Raw genomic sequence first — 21,551 nt, 5'->3', positions numbered from 1 at the left:
GGCATGACCACCACCACCGCGCCGCCGAGTACCCGCCGTGGTGCGGTGGGCCCGATCCTGGTGGCCGTCGCACTGCTCGCCGGGTGCACCGCTGCGGGGCTGGGCGCGCTCGCGCTGGCTGACGCGCTCACCGCCACCGGGCTGCCCGATCCGGGTCCGATCACCAGCTACGGCCTGCCGTTCGTGCGGTCTGCGGGTGAGATCGCCGCCGTCGTGGCGGTCGGGTCCTTCTTGTTCGCCGCGTTCCTGGTGCCGCCGCAGCCCAGCGGCGTGCTCGACGTCGCCGGATACCGGGCGCTGCGCATCGGCACCGTCGCATCCGGGACGTGGGCGGTGTGCGCGGCCCTGCTGGTGCCCTTGACCGTCTCCGACGTGACCGGTCAGCCGCTGACCCCGCAGCTCAGTCCATCGTCGATCTGGTCGGTCGCCGGGCTCGTCGAGACCGCGGGGCTGTGGCGCTGGACGGCTGCGCTGGCCGCCATCGTCACGATCGCGGCCATCCCGGTACTGCGCTGGTCGTGGACACCGCTGCTGTTCGCCGGCTCGCTGGTGACGCTGCTACCGCTGGCCCTGGCCGGTCACTCGTCGTCGGGCGGCTCGCACGACCTGGCCACCAACAGCCTGATCATCCACCTCGTCGCGGGCGCGATCTGGGCCGGTGGCCTGCTGGCGCTGCTGGTCCACGCGCTGCGCGGCGGCGCGCACGCCGACGTCGCGGCGCGGAGATTCTCCGCGGTCGCCCTGTGGTGCTTCGTCGCGATGGCGGTGTCCGGCATCGTCAACGCGCTGGTGCGGATCCGGCCGGAGGATCTGCTGACGAGCGGGTACGGCCGCCTGATCCTGGCCAAGGTCCTCGCGCTGTGCGTTCTGGGCTTCATCGGCTGGCAGCACCGGCGGCGGAGCGTGGCCGCGTTGGCCGAGGACGCCGAGAGCCGTCGTCCACTGATCCGGCTCGCCGTGGTCGAGGCGGTGGTCTTCGCGCTGACGTTCGGCATCGCAGTGGCCCTGGGGCGCACGCCGCCCCCGCCGCCGCTGGTGCTCAACCCGTCGATCCCCGCCGTCGAACTGGGCTACGACCTCGCGGGTCCGCCAACGGTGGCACGGCTGCTGTTCGACTGGCGCTTCGACCTGATCCTCGGCACCGCGGCGCTGATCTTCGCCGCCGTTTACGTCGCGGGCGTCGTGCGGCTGCGCCGGCGCGGCGACGCCTGGCCGACCGGTCGCATCGTCGCCTGGCTGTGCGGCTGCGCCGTGCTGCTGTTCACGACGTCGTCGGGCGTCGGGCGGTACATGCCCGCGATGTTCAGCGTGCACATGTCGGCACACATGCTGCTGTCGATGCTCGTTCCCGTGCTGCTGGTCCTTGGCGCGCCGGTGACGCTTGCCCTGCGGGCTCTGCCCGCCGCAGGCCGCGGTGATCCGCCCGGCATGCGGGAGTGGCTGCTCGCCGCGCTGCACAGCAAGGTATCGAAGTTCCTGACGCACCCGATCGTGGCGCTGGTCCTCTTCGTGGCCGGCTTCTACGGTCTGTACTTCGGCGGCCTGTTCGACGCCGCCGCGGACAGTCACGCCGCGCACGTGGCGATGAACGTGCACTTCCTGCTCAGCGGGTACCTGTTCTACTGGGTCGTCATCGGCGTCGACCCGACGCCGCGCCCGATTCCGCCTTTGGCCAAGCTCGGCATCGTGTTCGCCTCGCTGCCGCTGCACGCGTTCTTCGGGGTCGTGTTGATGGGCACCAAGTCGCTGCTGGCCGGGGACTTCTACGAGTCGCTGGGCCTGCCGTGGCACACCGACCTGATCGACGACCAGAAGCTCGGAGGCGCGATCGCGTGGTCGGCGGGCGAGGTCCCATTGGTCCTGGTCCTGCTCGCGCTACTGATCCAGTGGCGCCGAACCGACCAGCGCACCGCCACTCGCATGGACCGCGCTGCCGACCGCGACGACGACGCCGACCTCGCGGCCTACAACGCGATGCTCGCCCAGATGGCCAAACGCGAGTCCGAGTCGCGCTAGCGAGGTCGGGCCCCGCCCATCCATCCCCAGTCCGGGTTTCATCCACAGCGCGGCATCGTGGGCTCGGTTCAGCCGCGTCCTCGTCACCCCTCGCGCCGTGAATGGAGGTGTCCATCGTGGACATCGCCAGTAGCGATACGAGAGGAACACCAATGTTCGAGACACCCATCGCCCTCGTCGGCAACATCGTCAGCGAGCCCGTGCGGCGCCGCGTCGGCGAGCAGGACCTCACCCGCCTCCGGGTGGCGAGCAACTCCCGCCGCAAGGCGGCCGACGGCAGTTGGCAGGCCGGGGACACGCTCTACGTGACGGTCAGCTGCTGGGGCGCGCTGGCCCTGGGAGCCGGCGGATCGCTCGTCAAGGGCGACCCGGTCGTGGTCGTCGGGCACCTCTACACCAATGAGTACGACGACAAGGAGGGCAACAAGCGCTCGACCAATGAGATCCGCGCCATCTCCGTCGGGCCGGACCTCGCGCGCAGCGTCGCCCGCATCACCTCGACGCGGCGACTGGCCGGCGTCGGCCCGGGCACCGGGGACGGTGGCGATGCGGGCACGGAATCCGCCGGGACCGGTGACGTCGACCCCGGTGACGTCGACGACGACGGTTCGGACGGCTCGTCCGACGGGTCGGCGCCGGAGGCTGGGCTCACGCTCACGGCGTAGCCGTCCCGACAGCCTCCGTCGGTTCGGCCGACGCGGTGACGCCTAGGATGGTCTCCGAGCATTACCCGGGGAGACGAAAGGCAACGCAACGGCATGGCCGAATTCATCTACACGATGCGGAAGGTCCGCAAGGCGCACGGCGACAAGGTCATCCTCGACGACGTCACGCTGAACTTCCTTCCCGGCGCGAAGATCGGCGTCGTCGGGCCCAACGGTGCCGGCAAGTCGAGCGTCTTGCGGATCATGGCCGGGCTCGACCAGGCGAACAACGGCGACGCCTACCTGCAGCCGGGTGCGACGGTCGGGATCCTGATGCAGGAGCCCCAGCTCGACGAGGACAAGACCGTCCGCGAGAACGTCGAAGCCGGCGTGGCGATCAAGGGCAAGCTCAACCGGTACAACGAGGTCGCCGAGCTGATGGCGACCGACTACACCGACGAACTCATGGAGGAGATGGGCCGGCTCCAGGAGGAACTCGACGCCGCCGACGCCTGGGACATCGACAGTCAGCTCGAGCAGGCGATGGACGCCCTGCGCTGCCCGCCGCCCGACGAGCCGGTCAACCACCTCTCCGGTGGTGAGCGACGCCGTGTGGCGCTCTGCCGCCTGCTGCTGTCGAAGCCGGACCTGCTGCTGCTCGACGAGCCCACCAACCACCTCGACGCCGAGAGCGTGATGTGGCTCGAGCAGCACCTCGCCGACTACAAGGGCGCCATCCTCGCCGTCACCCACGACCGGTACTTCCTCGACAACGTCGCCGAGTGGATCCTCGAACTCGACCGTGGTCGGGCGTACCCCTACGAGGGCAACTACTCGACGTACCTGGAGAAGAAGGCCGAGCGCATCGCCGTGCAGGGCCGCAAGGACGCCAAGCTGCACAAGCGTCTGACCGAGGAACTCGCCTGGGTGCGGTCGGGTGCCAAGGCGCGGCAAGCCAAGAACAAGGCGCGCCTGAGCCGCTACGACGAGATGGTCGCCGAGGCGGAGAAGACGCGCAAGCTCGACTTCGAGGAGATCCAGATCCCGACCGGCCCACGCCTGGGCAACGTCGTGGTCGAGGTGAGCCACCTCGACAAGGGATTCGCGGGTCGCACGCTGATCAAGGACCTCTCGTTCACGCTGCCCCGCAACGGCATCGTCGGCGTGATCGGCCCGAACGGCGTCGGCAAGACGACGCTGTTCAAGACGATCGTCGGCCTCGAAGCGCCCGACAGCGGTGAGGTGAAGGTCGGCGAGACCGTCAAGCTCAGCTACGTCGATCAGAACCGTGGCGGCATCGACCCGAAGAAGAACGTGTGGCAGGTCGTCTCCGACGGTCTGGACTACATCGAGGTCGGCCAGAACGAGATTCCGTCGCGCGCCTACGTCTCGGCATTCGGCTTCAAGGGACCCGATCAGCAGAAGCCGGCGGGTGTGCTCTCCGGTGGTGAGCGCAACCGCCTGAACCTGGCGTTGACGCTCAAGGAGGGCGGCAACCTGATCCTGCTCGACGAGCCGACCAACGATCTGGACGTGGAGACGCTGTCGTCGCTGGAGAACGCGCTCGAGACGTTCCCCGGCTGCGCCGTGGTGATCTCCCACGATCGCTGGTTCTTGGACCGCACCTGCACGCACATCCTCGCCTGGGAGGGCGACGACGACAACGAGGCGAAGTGGTTCTGGTTCGAGGGCAACTTCGGTGCCTACGAGGAGAACAAGGTCGAACGACTCGGCATCGATGCGGCGCGTCCGCACCGTGTGACGCATCGCCGGTTGACCCGCGACTGATCTCGCCGGGTAGGCGCGCGGGGGCCACGGGGGCTACTAGTGTCGCTGCTGCGTGCCATCGCTCCGCCGTCCCCGTGGGGCCGGCGGAGCGGGCCAACGACGGACGGCGCGCAGGCGGGAGTAGATCGGCATGACGGTGATTCCGGGAAGCGGCAGAGGCGCCGACGGCTCGGCTGAGACGACGACGATTCCCAGCCAGGATCCCAACGCCACGCTCGCCAGGGCGTACCTGCAGACCCACCGGGGACCGCACGGTGACGCACCCGCCGCGGACTCCACCGTCACCGCGCCGATCGCCCGTTCCATCGCAGGCGGCATCGTCACGCCGGCGCTGCTCGCCGCTCACGGCAAGGTGGGCCGAAAGCGATCGATGGGCGAGACCAAGGTCGCGGTGTACGCCTCGGGTGACCAATCCGGTTGCGGCCCCGCGATACAGATCGTCACCGACGCCAGCGCGATGTCGATGGACTCGGTCACCGTGCTGCTGCACCGCCTCGGCGTCGCCTACGTGGCGATCATGAATCCGGTGTTCCGGGTGCGCCGCAGCGCCAACGGCGAGCTGCTCGACATGCAGCCCGCCGCCGATCCGCAGGCAGCCAGGGACGGCATCGACGAATCCTGGATCCACGTCGAACTCTCGCCGTCCGCCGACGCGAAGGCCGTGACGGAGGCAGCCGAGCTGCTGCCCAACGTGCTCGCCGATGCCCGCCAGGTCGCCGTCGACACCGGCGCGCTGAACGCGATGCTGGTCGGGCTGGCCAACGCGCTCGACTCCGACGTGGCGGGCAACTTCCCGAGCTACGACCGCCGCGACGTGGCGGCGCTGCTGCGCTGGCTGGCTGCCGGTCACTTCGTGATGCTCGGCTACCAGCGTTGCGCGGTGCGCAACGGCGAGGCATCGGTGGAGCCCGCCAGCCGGCTCGGTGTGCTGCGGCTGCGCACCGACGTGCTGCCCCAGCTCACCGGCGACGACGACCTGCTGGTGCTCGCCCAGGCGACCATGCCGAGCTACCTGCGCTACGGCGCGTACCCGTACATCGTGGTGGTCCGGGAGAACCTGCCCGGTGGCACCACGATCGAGCACCGGTTCGTGGGTCTGTTCACGGTCGCCGCGGCGAATGCGAACGTGCTGGAGATTCCGCTGATATCGCGCCGTGTCAACGAGGCGCTGGCGCTCGCGCACGGTGATCCCAGCCATCCCGGCCAGCTGGTCCTCGACATCATCCAGACCATCCCGCGGCCGGAACTCTTCTCGCTCACCGCACGTGATCTGCTGGAGCGGGCCAAGGCCGTGGTCGACCTCGGGTCACGGCGACGGGCCCTGCTGTTCCTGCGGGCCGACAAGCTCGCGCACTTCGTCTCGTGCCTGGTGTACCTGCCACGCGACCGGTACACGACCGCCGTCCGGTTGGAGATGCAGGACATCCTGGTCCGCGAGTTCGGTGGCCTGTCCATCGAGTACACCGCGCGCGTCAGTGAATCCCCCTGGGCCGTCGTTCACTTCACGGTCAAGCTGCCGGACGGCTCGGTGCGGACCGACGTCGACACGTCGCTGGAGAACGAGACCCGGGTGCAGAGCCTGCTGACGGAGGCCGCGCGTACGTGGGGCGACCGTTTGATGGGTGCGGTGCGAGACGGCGCCATCAGCCACACCGACGCCGAGCACTACGCAGCGGCGTTCCCGGAGGTCTACAAGCAGGCGTTCAGCCCGGACGACGCCATCGCGGACATCGAGATCATCGAGCATTTGTCGGACGACTCGGTCAAGTTGGTGTTCGCCGACGGCGCCGAAGACCATGCCGCGCAATTGACCTGGTATCTCGGCGGGCGATCCGCATCGCTGAGCGAATTGCTGCCGATGCTGCAGTCGATGGGCGTCGTCGTGCTCGAGGAACGGCCGTTCACCGTCACCCGCAAAGACGGTCTGCCGGTGTGGATCTACCAGTTCAAGATCGCGGTACACCCGTCGATACCGGACCCCGACGACGCCGAGGAACGCGCCGCCACCGCCACCCGGTTCGCCGACGCCGTCACCGCGATCTGGCAGGGCCGGGTCGAGATCGACCGGTTCAACGAGCTGGTGTTGCGGGCAGGGCTCACCTGGCAGCAGGTGACGATTCTGCGGAGTTACGCGAAGTACCTGCGGCAGGCGGGTTTTCCGTACAGCCAGAGCCACATCGAGACCGTCGTCAACGGCAACCCCGACACCGCGGTCGCGCTGGTGCGGTTGTTCGAGGCGCTGTTCGATCCGTCGGAGTCCGACACCCGCCCCGACGCGCAGGCCGCAGCCGCCGTCGTGGCGGCCGACATCGAGGCGCTCGTCAGCCTCGACACCGACCGCGTACTGCGGGCGTTCGCGTCGATGATCCAGGCGACGCTGCGCACCAACTACTTCGTCACCCGCGCCGGCTCGGCGCGCGAGCAGAACGTGCTGTCGATCAAGCTGAATCCGCGCCTGATCGACGAACTCCCCTTGCCGCGGCCGAAGTACGAGATCTTCGTGTACTCGCCGCGGGTGGAGGGCGTGCACCTGCGGTTCGGCAACGTCGCACGCGGCGGCCTGCGGTGGTCGGACCGCAAGGAGGACTTCCGCACCGAGGTCCTCGGACTCGTCAAGGCCCAGGCAGTCAAGAACGCGGTGATCGTGCCCGTGGGCGCCAAGGGCGGGTTCGTGCTGAAGAACCCGCCGTCGCCCACCGGTGACCCGGCCGCCGACCGCGACGCGCAGCGTGCCGAGGGCGTGGCGTGCTACCGCCTGTTCATCGGAGGGCTGCTCGACGTCACCGACAACGTCGACACCGTGAGCGGCACCGTCACGGTGCCCGACCGGGTGGTACGGCGCGACGGCGACGACGCCTATCTGGTGGTGGCCGCGGACAAGGGCACCGCCACGTTCTCCGACATCGCCAACGAGGTCGCGAAGTCCTACGGATTCTGGCTCGGCGACGCGTTCGCCTCCGGCGGGTCGGTGGGCTACGACCACAAGGCGATGGGCATCACGGCCAAGGGCGCGTGGGAATCGGTGAAGCGACACTTCCGCGAAATGGGCCACGACACGCAGACCGAGGACTTCACCGTCGTGGGCGTCGGTGACATGAGCGGTGACGTGTTCGGCAACGGGATGTTGCTGTCCAAGCACATTCGGCTGGTCGCGGCGTTCGACCACCGGCACGTCTTCCTCGACCCGAACCCCGATGCGGCGAGTTCGTGGGACGAGCGCCACCGGATGTTCGCCCTTCCGCGGTCGAGTTGGGACGACTACGACCGCAGCCTGCTCAGCGAGGGTGGCGGCATCTACAGCAGGGAACAGAAGTCGATCCCGGTCAGTCCCCAGGTCCGCGCGGCACTTGGCCTGTCGTATGACGCCGAGGAGATGACGCCGCCCGCCCTGATGAAGGCCATCCTGCTGGCGCCGGTCGACCTGTTCTGGAACGGCGGCATCGGCACCTACGTCAAGGCCGAGACCGAGTCCGACGCCGACGTCGGTGACCGCGCCAACGACCCGATCCGCGTCAACGGGAACCAGTTGCGCGCCAGGGTCGTCGGCGAGGGCGGCAACCTCGGCGTGACGCAACGCGGCCGCATCGAGTTCGACCTGAACGGCGGGCGGATCAACACCGACGCGATGGACAACTCCGCAGGCGTGGATTGCTCGGATCACGAGGTCAACATCAAGATCCTCGTCGACGCGCTCGTCACGGCGGGCAAGGTCAGCGCCGAGGAGCGCACCGGTCTGTTGATGTCGATGACCGACGAGGTCGGCCAGCTCGTGCTCGCCGACAATGCCTCGCAGAACGACCTGATGGGGACCAGCCGAGCCAACGCCGCGAGCCTGCTGCCCGTGCACTCCCGCCAGATCAAGGAACTCACCGCCCGCCGGGGACTGAACCGCGAACTCGAGGCGTTGCCGCCGGAGAAGGAGATTCGCAGGCGCATCGACCTCGGGCTGGGTCTCACCTCACCGGAGTTGGCGACGCTCATGGCGCACGTCAAGCTGGCTTTGAAGGACGACCTGCTGGCGACCGACCTGCCCGACCAGGAAGTGTTCGCGGCGCGTCTGCCGGAGTACTTCCCGTCGCAGTTGCGCGAGGGCTTCGGGCCCGACATCCGTACCCATCAGCTGCGGCGCGAGATCGTGACGACCATGCTCGTCAACGATCTCGTCGACACCAGCGGCATCACCTACGCCTACCGGGTCACCGAGGACACCGGCGTCGGGCCGGTCGACGCGGTACGCAGTTTCGTCGCCGTCGACGAGATCTTCCGCGTCGGGGAGGTGTGGCTCGGGATCAGAGAGGCTGCTGCCCAGGGTGTTCCGGTCTCGGTGACGGACCGCATGACGCTGGATCTGCGCAGGCTCATCGACCGGGCGAGCCGGTGGCTGCTGAACTACCGTCCACAGCCGCTGGCCGTCGGCGCCGAGGTAAACCGCTTCGCGTCGAAGGTGGCTGCGCTGACCCCGCGGATGTCGGAGTGGTTGCGCGGGTCCGACAGGGACATCGTGGCCCAGCAGTCCGCCGAGTTCACCGCCAAGGGCGTCTCGGAGGATCTCGCCACGATGGTCGCGACGGGGCTCTACCAGTACAGCCTGCTCGACATCATCGACATCGCCGACATCGTGGACCGCGAGCCCGCGGAGGTGGCCGACGCCTACTTCGCGCTGATGGATCACCTCGGCACCGACGGACTGCTGACCGCCGTGTCGGGCCTGGCCCGCGACGACCGTTGGCATTCGTTGGCACGTCTGGCGATTCGCGACGACATCTACGGTTCGCTGCGCGCATTGTGCCTCGACGTGCTGGCGGTGGGGGAGCCGGAGGAGACCGGCGAGCAGAAGATCGAGGAGTGGGAGCACACGAACAGCTCGCGTGTCGCGCGAGCGCGGCGCACCCTCACCGAGATCTACGACGACGGCGAGAAGGATCTGGCGACGCTGTCGGTGGCGGCGCGCCAGATACGAAGCATGACCAGGACGAGCGGAACGGGAGCCACCGGGTGACGGACCAGCCGCCACGGATCGACGGTCGGGAGCGGTTCACGACACCGGTGCCGGTGCGATGGTCGGACATCGACATGTACCAGCACGTCAATCACGCGACGATGGTGACGATCCTCGAAGAGGCGCGCGTGCCGTTCCTCACCAAGCCGTTCGCCGACGACTTCGCGACCACCGGGCTGCTGATCGCCGAGGTGCGCGTCGCGTACAAGGGCCAGCTGCGACTCGCCGATTCGCCGCTGCAGGTGACCATTTGGGTCAACCGCCTGCGTGCGGTCGACTTCACGCTCGGCTACGAGGTGCGTTCTGTGCTGGCGGATCCGGATTCGAAGCCCGCGGTGATCGCCGAGACGCAGCTGGCCGCGTTCGACATCGAGGCGCAGAAGTTGGTGCGCCTGGCGCCGCATCATCGGGAGTACCTCCAGCGCTACCAGCGATGAGCGCCGGGGAACGCGGTCTGTGGCTCGACGGCGGCGCGCACCGCGACGACCTGGCGACGTTCGTCGATCGGGTGCTGCGGCTCGACGAGTCGGCCGTGATCAGGTTCCGCGAACGTGCCGATGGCTTGGTCGTCGCCTGGGTCGCAACGGGTTTCGACGTCCTCGCCAGCCGCGTGGTCGGTGGCCGGGTGCGTCCCTCGGACCTGTCGGCCGGCGCCGACGCGCTGGCGCGTTCGCTGCCGGCGATGGACCGGTCCGGCTTCGTGGACACGGGCTTCGCCATGGATTCGGCCTGGCGTGGTGCCCTGCCCCCGGACAGCGGATTCGTTCACCTCGACGACGTGCCGGCGCGTGCGGTGCTCGACCTGGCGCAGCGCGGCGTCGCCCTGGCCAAGGAGCACGGCAGCGCGCACGGCCCCCCGGCATCGCTGCTCGACCAGGAGGTAGTGGCCGTCAGCTCGGGCGACGCATCGGTCGGCGTTCCCATGAGGTGCGTATTCGCCTTGACCGCAATGGGTTTCCTGCCGCAGTCACCCTCGCGAGCCGACGACTTCGCTCCGGAGTCGGTGGCGGCCGACGAAGTGGTGCGGGTACGCGTGCACCCGTCATGGGTGCGCGTCGACGCGAGGTTCGGCACCGTGTACCGCCGCCGCGGCGACCCGGCGCTGGTCTTGCGTTAGGACACCCAGGCCGCGGCGTTGGGCGGCAGGTCACCGCGCACCAGGGGAGCGCTGGTGATCAGCACGTCCTCGTCGGACAGTGGCACGGGGTGATCAGTGGCGTTGAGCAGACACGTCACGCCGTCGGGTCCGCGGAAGGCGAGCACTCCGGTCGGCGTCGCGAGCCACTCCACGCCGGTGCCGAGATCGGTTCTTCCGTGCCGCAGTTCGATCGCGCGACGGAAGAACTCCAGCGTCGAACCCTCGACGCCGTCCTGCTTCTCCACGGTCAATGCCGCCCACTCGGGAGGCATCGGCAGCCACGTGTCCGGTGAGGAACTGAAGCCGAACGGCGGCGTGTCGCCCGACCACGGCATGGGCACCCGGCACCCGTCGCGGCCGCGCTCGGTGTGGTCGGATCGCTCCCACACCGGGTCTTGCAGCACCTCGTCGGGCAGGTCGACGTTGGGCAGGCCGAGTTCTTCGCCGTTGTAGACGAACACCACGCCTGGCAGCGCGAGCATCACCAGCGCCATCGCCCGCGCGCGCGCCAAACCGACCTCGCCGCCACCGTAGCGACTGACCTCCCGGTCGACGTCGTGGTTGGACAGCGTCCACGTCGGGGGAGAGCCGGCCAGATCCGCTGCCGCAAGCGAGTTCTCGATCGCCTCGCGCACCTCGATCGCGTCGAACTCGGCGCGGACGAGGCGGAAGTTGAAGCCCAGGTGCAGTTCGTCGGGCCGCAGGTACTTCGCGAAGTCCTCGTTGTCGAACACCCAGATCTCGCCGATCGTCACGGCCTCGGGATGGTCGTTGACGATGGTCCTGATCCCGCGGTGGATGTCGTGCACGCCGTCGTGGTTGAAGCGCGGGTCCTCCGAGTCGTGGCTCAGCATCGCGAGATCGGTGGTGGCCATGTCGGGCAGGCCCGGTGGCTTCGACATGCCGTGCGCGACGTCGATGCGGAACCCGTCGACGCCCCGCTCCAGCCAGAACCGCAGCGTCTTCTCGAGGTCGTCGAAGACCTCCGGGTTCTCCCAGTTGAGGTCGGGCTGCTCGGGGTCGAACAGGTGCAGGTACCACTCGCCGGGGTTGCCGTCGGGTTCGACGACGCGGGTCCACGCGGGGCCGCCGAAGACCGACACCCAGTTGTTCGGCGGATGGATGCCGTCGGTCCCACTGCCCTCGCGGAAGACGTAGCGCTCACGCTGGGCGCTGCCAGGGCCTGCGGCCCGAGCCGCCTCGAACCACGGGTGTCGGGAGCTGGTGTGATTCGGGACGAGATCCATCGTGATCTTGATGTCGCGCGCGTGGGCGGCCTCGATCAGCCGGTCCAGCGCGTCGAGCCCACCGAAGATCGGGTCGACGTCGCGGGGGTCGGCCACGTCGTAGCCGTGGTCGGCCATCGGCGAGACCATCACCGGGTTCAGCCACAGCGCATCGATGCCGAGCCGGGCCAGGTAGTCCAAGCCATCGGTGACGCCGTCGAGGTCGCCGACGCCGTCGGAGTTGCTATCGCGGAACGACCGTGGGTAGGCCTGGTAGAACACGGCGCGGGACCACCACGCGTCGGGGGATTGGGTCACGCCAACCCATCCTGCCGCAAGTCAGAACGTCGAGTTGACCATCGACTGGGCGGCCATCTCGAGGTAGTCCAGGAGCGCCTTGCGATGCGCGTCGTCCAGCGTCTGGGCGTCGATCTCCGCGACGGCGGTGTGCATGCACCGCAGCCAGGCGTCGCGTTCGAGGAAGCCGATTCGGAAAGGCGCATGACGCATCCGCAGCCGTGGATGTCCGCGCTGGTCGGAGTAGGTGCGCGGGCCGCCCCAGTACTGCTCGAGGAACATCAGCAGACGGACTTCGGCAGCCGCGAGGTCTTCTTCCGGGTAGAGCGGGCGCAGGATCTCGTCGTCGCGCACCAGCTCGTAGAAGCGGCCCACGATCCTGCGGAACGTCTCCGCGCCGCCGACCGCGTCGTAGAACGACCGGGAATCGTCTGTCACGGCGTCCATTGTCCTCCGCTGTCTCGGGGCCGCGTCGCAGGCGTCGACGTCACGCGTTGTTCATCGAACTGACCTGCGAACACGGTCAGAATTGTCGTGCGGACGACTCGGATCCATGGTGGACTGTCTCCTCGGAGGGCGTATGTCGCAGCGAGGAAGAAGTCGCGGCCGGCAACACGGGACCGCGACGGGTTTGACCGGGCTCCCTGCTGCTCCTGCAGCGGGCGCGTTCCTGCACGCGACCGTCGACGGCCGGGTGGGAAGCCAGGCGTCCATCTGGGGTCGTCGCCGGGTGCTGCTGCTGAACTCCACCTACGAGCCGCTGACCGCGCTGCCGATGCGGCGCGCGGTGATCATGCTGATGTGCGGCAAGGCCGACGTCGTGCACGAGGATCCCTCGGGTCCGGTCATCCACTCCGCCACCCGCACCATCACGGTCCCGTCGGTGATCCGACTGCGGACGTTCGTGCGGGTGCCGTATCGGGCGCGGGTGCCGATGACGCGGGCCGCGCTCATGCACCGCGACCGGTTCCGCTGCGCGTACTGCGGACAGAAGGCCGACACCGTCGACCACGTCATCCCGCGCAGCCGCGGCGGCGAGCACTCGTGGGAGAACTGCGTCGCCGCCTGCGCGCAGTGCAATCACCGCAAGGCCGACCACATGCTCAGCGAGCTGGGCTGGACGCTGCGGGCGACGCCGCTACCGCCCAAGGGGCAGCACTGGCGGCTGCTCTCGACGGTCAAGGAACTCGACCCGGCGTGGGTGCGCTACCTCGGCGAGGGAGCGGCGTGAGCCTTCGCCGGTTCACCCCGCGGGCCGCGCGAGCCTGCTGATACGGTTTGCACCGTGAGCGAAGTCGCGATTGCCCATTCGATCATGGGCGGCGTTCCGTTGCTGGTGTTGCTGATCCTGGCGGCCCTGATCTACCGCCGCAAGGGGCCGCACCCCAAGACGTACGAACTGTCCCAGGAGTGGACCCACGAACCGATTCTGTGGGCCTCTCCCGAGCCTGCTGACCATGGCCACGGCGGCCACGGCACGCACCTGACCGTAGGAGGTGGCGCAAGTGGCCGCTGGTGAACTCGCGAAGACCTCCGACGGCGCCGTCCTGCCCTACGGGTACGCGCAGACGCTCAGCGGACGCATCTCCGGCGTCACCGAGCCCGGTACGTTGTCGGTGCACTACCCGTTCCCCGTCAAGGACCTCGTCATCCTCGACGACGCGCTGAAGTACGGGTCGCGCGCGGCGCGGGCTCGCTTCGCGGTCTACCTCGGCGACCTCGGCGAGGACACCGCGGGAACGGCGCGCATGATCCTGGCGCGGGTGCCCACCCCCGAGAACGCCGTGCTGCTCGCGGTGTCGCCCAATCAGCGGGCGATCGAGGTGGTGTACGGCTCGGAGGTGAAGGGCCGTGGCATCGAGGAGGCTGCGCCACTGGGCGTTTCGGCCGCCGCGGCGTCGTTCCAAGAGGGCGACCTCATCGACGGACTGATCAGCGCCGTGCGCGTGCTGTCTGCCGGCGTCTCCCCCCGCTGACTTTCCCGTAGCCGGTTCTTCGGGCCGTCCTTCGGCGAGCGTGCGTGTCTGCGGGCGACACGCCGCTCGCGAAGCCGACTTCACGCACGCTCGCGCTCCTTGAAAAGCAAGAAGCCGGTGATCCCGAGGATCACCGGCTTACGAGAATCGCTGCGTCACTGGTCGGCGTCGTGCCTCTGGGCGATCGCCAGGAGTTCTTCGCGAACCGTGGACTGCGGGAGGGCGTAGATCCGTGCGTACAGACGGCGCCGGTTGATGGCGCGCGTCATTTCGGCGCGGTATCGAGCGAGGGGCATTCGGGTACTCCTACGTTGTGCTCCGGGTCACAGAGCGTTGATTGCTGTGTGCCCGCCGACATGAGGATCGCTCAGTCGGCGGGCTCCTCAATAGTCCGTGTTAACGCCATGTAAATCAAGTTCTGACCTGTGATCTTGCGCTCACATCGGTGCCGTCAACGGCCGTCCTGGGAGCTGCACGACGAACCGCCGTGCCCGCGAAATGGCGCGCATACCGTTTGCTGGCTATGGCCCGTCGAGCGGCGAGCCCGAGCCGAGCACGATGGTGATCTCGGTGGTGATCGCGGTCGATCGGTTCGCCGGGGGATTGGTACCCACCACGCGATCCTCGGTCTCGGGCGTGGACGGCAGCGACGACTGCTGGAAGTTGCGGAAGCCCGCGTTCGTCAGGGCCATGACCGCCTCGGCGTAGCTCATCGACGACACGTCCGGCACCACGGCCTGCTCGTCGTTGGCCGTCACCAGCGGTGCTTCGGTACGCGTGAACGACGGCGCATCCGGGGTGGTGGGCACGGTCGCGTCCTGAGAGTCGGGCGCGACCGCGTTGATTCCGATCGTCACCACGACGGCCGCTACGGCCAGCACGGCGACGCCGGCCAACCAGCGCCCGACCGAACCGCGCGGCTCGCGATCCTGGCCGCGGGCAGAACCCTGCGTCGGCATCCGTGCCGTGCGGGACTTGCCGGGTACCAACGGGACGGTCGGGGGCGTCCACGCGATGGCGGCGTCGGTATCGGCTTCGGCCGAGGCGGCATAGGACGGCGATCCACTGTGCAGGCGGACTAGGTCGGTGCGCATCTCCGCGGCGCTCCGGTAGCGGCCGTCGGGGTCCTTGGCCATCGCCTTGAGGGCGACGGCGTCCGCATCCGCGGTGACGGTGGCGTTGCGTCGAGACGGCGGGACGGGCGACTCGCGCATGTGCTTGTAGGCGACCTCGACCGCGGAGTCGCCCGCGAAAGGCGGCTCGCCCGTGAGCAATTCGTAGAGGACGCAGCCGAGTGAGTACACGTCGGCGCGCGGGTCGACCGGGTCGCCGCGGGCCTGCTCGGGAGACAGGTACTGGGCAGTGCCAATCACGGCGCCGCTCTGGGTCACGCTCTGCTCGTCGTCGAGCATCGCCTTGGCGATGCCGAAGTCGACGACCTTCACCGAGCCGCTCTTGTCGATCATGATGTTGGCGGGTTTGACGTCGCGGTGGATGATGCCGCGCCGATGGCTGAAGCTCAGCGCCTGGCACACGTCGGCAACCACTTCGATCGCGCGCTGCGCTTCGAGCGGCCCGTGAATGCGAAGGACGTCGCGCAAGCTGAGCCCGTCGACGTACTCCATCACGATGTAGGGGAGCAGCCCGTCCTGCGTCTCCACCTCGCCGGTGTCGTACACCGCGGCGATCGCAGGGTGGTTGAGCCCGGCGGCGTTGCGCGCTTCGCGCCGGAATCGCAGGTTCAGGCTGCTGTCTTCGGCCATGTCGGCGCGCAGCACCTTGACCGCGACGTCACGATGCAGCCGCAGGTCGCGAGCGAGGTGCACCTCGCTCATGCCGCCGAGGCCGAGGATCTCGCCGAGTTCGTAGCGGCCGGACAATCGCCGCGGTGTCGTCACGACCTGGACCCCACCGCTACCGTCGAGGCACGCCGCTGCGCCGGTGCTGCGATGCGGTACGCCGGGGTGAGGGCCACCTGCTGATGGTGGCATGTTCTGGTCGCGCGCGACGGCTAGTCGAACGACGGTTCGCGTTCCATGGCCGTGGTCTGCGCCACCAGCTCCGCCCGTATCCGGACGTACCGCTCGAGGAAAGCCCGCTCGTCGAGACGCTTGCGGCGCAGCCAGCCGGTCACCTCGTCGTTGCACTTGCTGGCGTTGCACGCCCCGCACGCGGGTACCACGTTGTCGATCGTGTACCGGCCGCCGCGGGAGATCGCCATCACGCAGTCGCGTTGCAGGGCACCGCCGGTCGCGCCGCAGTACGCGCACCCGTCCCACGCGGCCTTGATCGCCGCCCACTGCGCGGGGGTGAGGTCGTTGACGACGGCCTTCACCCGTCGCGTGCGCCTGCGCGCTGCCCGCGCTCTCCGGCTGTTGGTACCCGCCATCGGAACATCATGCGGCGCGAGCGTGCGCGAACTCCGGCACGACCACGGCGTGTTGCCCGCAGACACGCACGCTCGCGGGAGAAGGGGAGAGGTCAGGCGGAGTCGGCGGCGCGGGCCCGCAGGGATCGTTCGACGCCGGCGCGGCCCTCGAGCACCAGCCTGCGCAGTGCGGGCGGGACGTCGGGGTCGGCGAGGAAGCGGTCGGCCGCGTCGAGACCCGCCTGGCTGACGTCCCACGACGGGTACAGCCCGATCACCACGGTCTGCGCGACCTCGCTGGAGCGTCGCTCCCACACGCCGGAGATCGCCTCGAAGTACTTGGCGGTGAACGGCGCCAGCAGGTCGCCCTGGCCTGGCCGGGCGAAGCCGCCGACGATCGACCGGGTGGTGATGTTGGCCAGCGTGTCGTCCTCGACCACCAGCTGCCAGGCGGCCTCCTTGACCGCCGACTGCGGACGTGCCGCCGCGGCCGCGGCGGCGTTGCGCTTGCCCGCCGCCGTCGGGTCCAGCTGAGCCTCGGCGTCGATCAGCGGCGTCTCGATGCCATCGGCGTCGACGTCACCACTGGCGGCCAACGCGGTGACGATGCGCCAGCGCAGGTCGGTGTCGATCACCAGGCCCGGCAGGTTCACCGCGGCCGGTTCGTTGTCCAGCAGCGTGGACAGCACCGCGACGTGGTTAGGCGAGAGCACCGAGGTGCACAGGGCGTTGACGAACGCGAGCTGATGGTCCGAGCCGGGAGCAGACTCGCGGGCGAGGTCGAGCAGCCGGTCGCCGAACGCCGGCCAGCCGTTCTCGGCCGCCCACCCCGCGTCGGCGTAGGAGCCGAGCGCGGTCTGCGCCTGCAGCAGGAGGCGCTGTGCCACACCGACTTCGGTCTCGGCGTGCACGCCCGCCATGACGAGCGCCACGAAGTCGCGGGCCTTCATCTCGGCGTCGCGGGTCATCTCCCATGCGGCCGACCAGGCCAGCGTGCGGGGGAGCGGTTCGGCGATGTCGGCGATCCGGTTCAGCACGGTGTGCAGCGAGTCCGGGTCGAGTCGCAACGAGCAGTACGTGAGGTCGTCGTCGTTGACCAGGACGAACTTGCCCCGTGAAACACCCACCAGTCCGGGTACATCCGTCTCGGAGCCCTCGACGTCGAGTTCCTCGCGGTGGACGCGCACCAGCTTGCCGCTGCCGTCGTCGTCGTAGATGCCGACGGCCAGCCGGTGCACGCGGGTTTCCCCGGCGCCCGGCGCCGCGCCGCTCTGGCTGACCGCGAAGCGGGTGAACGCGCCGTCGGCGTCGACGTCGAAGTCGGCGCGCAGCGTGTTGAGGCCGGTGGTCTTGAGCCACTGCCTGCCCCAGTGCGAGAGGTCGCGTCCCGACGACTTCTCCAGCGCGCCAAGCAGATCACCGAACGTGGCGTTGGCGAAGGCGTGGTCGCGGAAGTAGTCGCGCAGCCCGGCCAGGAACGCCTCGAGTCCCACGTAGGCCACCAGCTGCTTGAGCACGCTTGCGCCCTTGGCGTAGGTGATGCCGTCGAAGTTCACCTCGACGGCGTGCAGGTCGGGGATGTCGGCCGCGACGGGGTGCGTCGACGGGAGCTGATCCTGCCGGTAGGCCCACGACTTCTCGACGTTGGCGAACGTGGTCCATGCCTGGGTGTACTCGGTCGCCTCGGCCTGGCACAGCACCGACGCGAACGTCGCGAAGGATTCGTTGAGCCACAGGTCGTCCCACCACGTCATGGTGACGAGGTCGCCGAACCACATGTGCGCCATCTCGTGCAGCACCGTCTCGGCGCGCCGCTCGTAGGAGTACCTGGTGACCTTCGACCGGAACACGTAGTCCTCGAGGAACGTCACCGCGCCTGCGTTCTCCATCGCACCGGCGTTGAACTCCGGCACGAACAGCTGGTCGTACTTGCCGAACGCGTACGGCACGCCGAAGTTGCGGTGGTAGAACCCGAAGCCCTGCTTGGTCTCGGTGAACAGCCGCTCGTGGTCCATGAACTCCGACAACGAAGCGCGGCAGAAGATGCCGAGCGGGATGTCGCCGTGCTCGTCGGTGTAGACGTCGTCCCACCGCGCGTACGGCCCGGCGATCAGCGCCACCAGGTAGGTGCTCATCCGCGGCGTGGTGGCGAAGGTGTGCACGGCCGCGGAGCCTGATGTCGCCGCCGGAGCGGCTCCGTCGGCGGACACGGTCGCTCCGTTGGAGATGACCTGCCAGTGCGCGGGCGCGGTGACGGTGACGTCGAACGTCGCCTTCAGGTCGGGCTGGTCGAAGCACGCGAACATCCGCTTGGCATCGGCGGTTTCGAACTGCGAGTACAGGTACACCTCGTCGTCGACGGGGTCGACGAACCGGTGCAGACCCTCACCGGTGTTGGAGTAGAGGCAGTCGGCCTCGACGACGACGACGTTGCGCTCGGCCAGGCCCACCAGGGGGATGCCGGTCGACTCGTCGTAGCCCGAGACGTCGACGTCGACACCGTTGAGCGTCGCGCGGTGGATGGTGTCGGCGGCGATGTCGATGACGGTGTCGGCACCGGCCAGCGCGCTGAACTCCACGGTGGTCGTCGAGCGGAAGGTGCGCTCACCGGCCGTCAGATCGAGTTCGATGCGGTAGGCGTCGACGGTGACGAGGGCGGCGCGTTCGGCGGCCTGGTCGCGGGTCAGATTGGGAAGAGCCACGTCAAGCACACTAGACGCCGCCGGTATGCATGGCGCGGCGCCGTGGGGGGAACATCGGTGTCGACGGCAGGGTTGTGCCGAACGGAGATCTGCCCTCACCGACCGAAGGGAACGCACGCTCATGACCAAGAAGGATGTCGCCGGTTTCTGGTTCGATCCGCTGTGCCCGTGGTGCTGGATCACCTCGCGCTGGATCCTGGAGGTCGAGAAGGTCCGCGACATCGACGTGCAGTGGCACGTGATGAGCCTCGCGGTGCTCAACGAGGGCCGTAACCTGCCCGAGGAGTACCAGGAGATGATGAAGAAGGCGTGGGGCCCGGTGCGCGTCGCGATCGCGGCCGAGCAGGCTCACGGCACGGACGTGCTCGCCCCGCTGTACACGGCGATGGGCACCCGGATCCACAATGAGGGCAACAAGGACTTCGACGACGTCATCGAGGGCGCGCTCGCCGACGCCGGTCTGCCGGCGCACCTCGCCAAGGCGGCCACATCCGACGAGTACGACGAAACGCTGCGCAAGAGCCACCACGCGGGCATGGACGCCGTCGGCGACGACGTGGGCACGCCCACCATCCACGTCAACGGGGTCGCGTTCTTCGGTCCGGTGCTCTCCCGCATCCCGCGCGGCGAGGAGGCAGGCAAGCTGTGGGACGCGTCGGTGACCTTCGCGTCGTATCCGCACTTCTGGGAGCTGAAGCGCTCGCGCACCGAGTCGCCCGAGTTCGACTGACGCGGGCCGGCTACTCGACGGTGAACACAATCGAGTGCCACCCCGTGGAGCCGTCGGGAACCGGCCCGGGGTTGATCAGCCGGAGCCGGTCCTCGGCCTGCATCTGACCGTCGCCGTCGAACGCGCGGCACGTCACGGTGTGCTGACCGGCGGGCAGCACCGTCGTCAGCCGGAACATCCGCCACGTGTTGGGGTTCACCTCGGTGGCCAGTTCGGCGGGCTGCCACGGGCCCTTGTCGAGGCGCAGTTCGACGCGGCTGATGCCCCGGCCCTGCGCCCACGCGGTGCCGGCGATCGTGACGTCCCCGCCGGGCAGGCGCTGAAACGACGTCGGTGCGTCGATGCGCGAGGAGATCTTGATCGGGACGATGCCTGGCGGTTGGCCGTCCCATCCGCGTTCGACCCAGTAGGGCTTGACGTCGTAGGTGGCGAGTTCGAGTTCGGTGACCCACTTCGTCGCCGAGACGTAGCCGTACAACCCGGGGACGACGGTGCGCATCGGGAAGCCGTGCTCGGGCAGCAGTGGCTCCCGGTTCATCCCGATCGCCAGCAGGGCGTCGTCGCCGGCGCCGCGCAGCATGTCCAGTGGCGTGCCGAGGGTGAACCCGTCGACCGCGTGCCCGACCAGTTGCTGCGCACCGTCGCGGATCCCGGCGCGGTCGAGCAGCTCGAGCAGTGGCACGCCGATGAAGTTGGCCGTCGAGACGTACGGTCCGCCAACCTCGTTCGACACGCACGTCATCGTGATGGTCTTCTCGACCAGCGTCATGGAACGGATGTCGTCGAAGCTGAGTTCGATCGGCTCGTCGACCATCCCGGTGATGCGCAGGGTGGCGTCCTCCGCGCGTAGTTGCGGCACGGCGAGATTGACGTCGATGCGGTAGAAGTCCGCGACCGGCGTGAGGAACGTCGGGGTCCCGAGTTCAGGGAACGCGGCGTCGGCCGGGATCGGCGGCGCCGGTGTGGCGGGCACCAGTTCGCCCACGCCGCGGCGTGACTCCGCGACGTCGATCCGGCGGGCCGACGCGAAGCCTCCCGCGCCTGCCAGCAGCGCACCCACCGAGGTGGCGGCGGCACCGATCACGAAGCCGCGCCGACCCACCCCACCCCTTGGCGTCTCCGCCGCCGGGCGGGCCCGGTGGTGCAGCCACCAGAACACTGCGACCCCGGCGACCATCGAGCCGAGCGGCGCCAGCAGTCCGAGGCGGCCCGACGACTGCTCGTGCACCGCCAGCGCGCCGACGATCCCGAGGACGACGACGGCCACGATCCCTGGCCACACGGTGCGACGCGACGCCAGCCCGATCAGCAGGCCAGCCAGGACGAGGACCACCGCCATGCCGACCAGCAGGGCCGGTTTGTCGTTGGTGCCGAACGTGGAGATCGCGAAGTCCTTCACCGGCGCCGGGGTGCGGTCGATGAACGCATTGCCGACCGCGAGGAACGGTGAGGCGGCAGGAAGCAGCAGCAGCCCGGCCACCAGATGCCCGACGCCCAGCGCCGCCAGTACGGCGACGAGCCCGGTCGTCGCGGCGCGGACTGCGGACAGGCGCGGCGTCGTCATGACACTCATTCGGCGCGGGCGACGTTCGGGATGGCACGGCGATGTGACCAAAACCTGACGCCCAATGAGCCGCTCCGGTTGCGAGCGGCGGCGACTGGGTGAA

General features: G+C 69.0%; 16 protein-coding genes and 1 pseudogene. 10 read left to right on the top strand and 7 right to left on the bottom strand.

The annotated features are described in order from the left end of the window. The first annotated feature begins 3 nt into the window (after positions 1-3). From LOK44_RS28315 to LOK44_RS28290, 6 genes are all read left to right on the top strand, one after another. Entirely contained in the window at positions 4-2,016 is a 2,013-nt protein-coding gene (locus LOK44_RS28315) for a bifunctional copper resistance protein CopD/cytochrome c oxidase assembly protein (RefSeq protein ID WP_237573410.1), read from the top strand. A 152-nt stretch (positions 2,017-2,168) separates the two neighbouring features. Further along, positions 2,169-2,681 carry a single-stranded DNA-binding protein gene (locus LOK44_RS28310; protein WP_237573409.1) on the top strand — a complete coding sequence of 171 codons (513 nt, stop codon included), beginning with the start codon at positions 2,169-2,171 and terminating at the stop codon, positions 2,679-2,681. A 93-nt stretch (positions 2,682-2,774) separates the two neighbouring features. Next, a complete protein-coding gene (gene ettA, locus LOK44_RS28305) occupies positions 2,775-4,448 on the top strand; it encodes an energy-dependent translational throttle protein EttA (RefSeq protein ID WP_237573408.1) in 1,674 nt (557 codons plus the stop codon). A 130-nt stretch (positions 4,449-4,578) separates the two neighbouring features. After that, the gene (locus LOK44_RS28300) at positions 4,579-9,447 is read left to right on the top strand and encodes an NAD-glutamate dehydrogenase (protein ID WP_237573407.1); all 4,869 of its coding nucleotides are present in this window, start codon (positions 4,579-4,581) and stop codon (positions 9,445-9,447) included. Positions 9,448-9,464: 17 nt separating this feature from the next. Beyond that, entirely contained in the window at positions 9,465-9,884 is a 420-nt protein-coding gene (locus LOK44_RS28295; RefSeq protein WP_308192821.1) for an acyl-CoA thioesterase, read from the top strand. Next, positions 9,881-10,564: a DUF8185 domain-containing protein gene (locus LOK44_RS28290; protein WP_237573406.1), complete on the top strand. Its 684-nt coding sequence runs from the start codon at positions 9,881-9,883 to the stop codon at positions 10,562-10,564. The genes LOK44_RS28295 and LOK44_RS28290 overlap by 4 nt, the downstream gene beginning before the upstream one ends. Here the strand turns inward: LOK44_RS28290 and LOK44_RS28285 are convergent. Together LOK44_RS28285 and LOK44_RS28280 are read right to left on the bottom strand one after the other, a co-directional pair. Next, positions 10,561-12,129, bottom strand: coding sequence for a glycoside hydrolase family 13 protein (locus LOK44_RS28285; RefSeq protein WP_237573405.1), 1,569 nt, complete (start codon positions 12,127-12,129; stop codon positions 10,561-10,563). The two genes, LOK44_RS28290 and LOK44_RS28285, sit on opposite strands and share 4 nt — an antisense overlap. A 21-nt stretch (positions 12,130-12,150) precedes the next feature. Continuing rightward, entirely contained in the window at positions 12,151-12,546 is a 396-nt protein-coding gene (locus LOK44_RS28280) for a globin (protein WP_308192816.1), read from the bottom strand. A 142-nt stretch (positions 12,547-12,688) separates the two neighbouring features. Here LOK44_RS28280 and LOK44_RS28275 point away from each other — a divergent pair, with 142 nt between their 5' ends. The 3 genes from LOK44_RS28275 to LOK44_RS28265 all read left to right on the top strand — a co-directional run bounded on the left by LOK44_RS28275 (position 12,689) and on the right by LOK44_RS28265 (position 14,084). Beyond that, positions 12,689-13,339: an HNH endonuclease gene (locus tag LOK44_RS28275; protein ID WP_237573403.1), complete on the top strand. Its 651-nt coding sequence runs from the start codon at positions 12,689-12,691 to the stop codon at positions 13,337-13,339. Positions 13,340-13,423: 84 nt separating this feature from the next. Further along, the gene (gene ctaJ / locus LOK44_RS28270) at positions 13,424-13,627 is read left to right on the top strand and encodes an aa3-type cytochrome oxidase subunit CtaJ (protein WP_237573486.1); all 204 of its coding nucleotides are present in this window, start codon (positions 13,424-13,426) and stop codon (positions 13,625-13,627) included. After that, complete coding sequence (locus tag LOK44_RS28265) at positions 13,614-14,084, top strand: DUF5130 domain-containing protein (RefSeq protein WP_237573402.1); 471 nt, start codon at positions 13,614-13,616, stop codon at positions 14,082-14,084. The genes ctaJ and LOK44_RS28265 overlap by 14 nt, the downstream gene beginning before the upstream one ends. 155 nt (positions 14,085-14,239) lie before the next feature. On the opposite strand, the gene LOK44_RS28260 is transcribed toward LOK44_RS28265, so the two are convergent. From LOK44_RS28260 to pepN, 4 genes and pseudogenes are all read right to left on the bottom strand, one after another. Then, complete coding sequence (locus tag LOK44_RS28260; protein WP_237573401.1) at positions 14,240-14,380, bottom strand: hypothetical protein; 141 nt, start codon at positions 14,378-14,380, stop codon at positions 14,240-14,242. 246 nt (positions 14,381-14,626) lie between these two features. Continuing rightward, positions 14,627-15,982, bottom strand: a pseudogene (gene pknB / locus LOK44_RS28255) (Stk1 family PASTA domain-containing Ser/Thr kinase); the annotation flags it as partial. Positions 15,983-16,095: 113 nt separating this feature from the next. After that, positions 16,096-16,473 (bottom strand): HNH endonuclease, encoded by a 378-nt coding sequence (locus LOK44_RS28250; RefSeq protein ID WP_237573400.1) that lies wholly within the window; start codon positions 16,471-16,473, stop codon positions 16,096-16,098. Between the two features lie 92 nt (positions 16,474-16,565). Then, a complete protein-coding gene (gene pepN, locus LOK44_RS28245) occupies positions 16,566-19,154 on the bottom strand; it encodes an aminopeptidase N (RefSeq protein ID WP_237573399.1) in 2,589 nt (862 codons plus the stop codon). A gap of 121 nt (positions 19,155-19,275) precedes the next feature. Between pepN and LOK44_RS28240 the strand changes: the two genes are divergently transcribed. Continuing rightward, entirely contained in the window at positions 19,276-19,884 is a 609-nt protein-coding gene (locus LOK44_RS28240; RefSeq protein WP_237573398.1) for a mycothiol-dependent nitroreductase Rv2466c family protein, read from the top strand. A 10-nt stretch (positions 19,885-19,894) separates the two neighbouring features. Here the strand turns inward: LOK44_RS28240 and LOK44_RS28235 are convergent, their stop codons facing one another. After that, a complete protein-coding gene (locus LOK44_RS28235) occupies positions 19,895-21,448 on the bottom strand; it encodes a molybdopterin-dependent oxidoreductase (RefSeq protein WP_237573397.1) in 1,554 nt (517 codons plus the stop codon). Positions 21,449-21,551: the final 103 nt, after the last annotated feature.

Source organism: Mycolicibacterium lacusdiani (assembly GCF_021916785.1).
GTDB classification, from domain to species: domain Bacteria; phylum Actinomycetota; class Actinomycetes; order Mycobacteriales; family Mycobacteriaceae; genus Mycobacterium; species Mycobacterium lacusdiani.
This window is presented reverse-complemented; position numbering and strand designations above follow the sequence as displayed.

What these genes read in the sequence shown, in the direction of transcription:
- LOK44_RS28315 (WP_237573410.1), top strand. Translation starts at nt 4, where the DNA reads ATGACCACCACCACCGCGCCGCCGAGTACCCGCCGTGGTGCGGTGGGC.
- LOK44_RS28310 (WP_237573409.1), top strand. Translation starts at nt 2,169, where the DNA reads ATGTTCGAGACACCCATCGCCCTCGTCGGCAACATCGTCAGCGAGCCC.
- ettA (WP_237573408.1), top strand. Translation starts at nt 2,775, where the DNA reads ATGGCCGAATTCATCTACACGATGCGGAAGGTCCGCAAGGCGCACGGC.
- LOK44_RS28300 (WP_237573407.1), top strand. Translation starts at nt 4,579, where the DNA reads ATGACGGTGATTCCGGGAAGCGGCAGAGGCGCCGACGGCTCGGCTGAG.
- LOK44_RS28290 (WP_237573406.1), top strand. Translation starts at nt 9,881, where the DNA reads ATGAGCGCCGGGGAACGCGGTCTGTGGCTCGACGGCGGCGCGCACCGC.
- LOK44_RS28275 (WP_237573403.1), top strand. Translation starts at nt 12,689, where the DNA reads ATGTCGCAGCGAGGAAGAAGTCGCGGCCGGCAACACGGGACCGCGACG.
- ctaJ (WP_237573486.1), top strand. Translation starts at nt 13,424, where the DNA reads ATGGGCGGCGTTCCGTTGCTGGTGTTGCTGATCCTGGCGGCCCTGATC.
- LOK44_RS28260 (WP_237573401.1), bottom strand. Translation starts at nt 14,380, where the DNA reads ATGCCCCTCGCTCGATACCGCGCCGAAATGACGCGCGCCATCAACCGG.
- LOK44_RS28250 (WP_237573400.1), bottom strand. Translation starts at nt 16,473, where the DNA reads ATGGCGGGTACCAACAGCCGGAGAGCGCGGGCAGCGCGCAGGCGCACG.
- LOK44_RS28240 (WP_237573398.1), top strand. Translation starts at nt 19,276, where the DNA reads ATGACCAAGAAGGATGTCGCCGGTTTCTGGTTCGATCCGCTGTGCCCG.
- LOK44_RS28235 (WP_237573397.1), bottom strand. Translation starts at nt 21,448, where the DNA reads ATGACGACGCCGCGCCTGTCCGCAGTCCGCGCCGCGACGACCGGGCTC.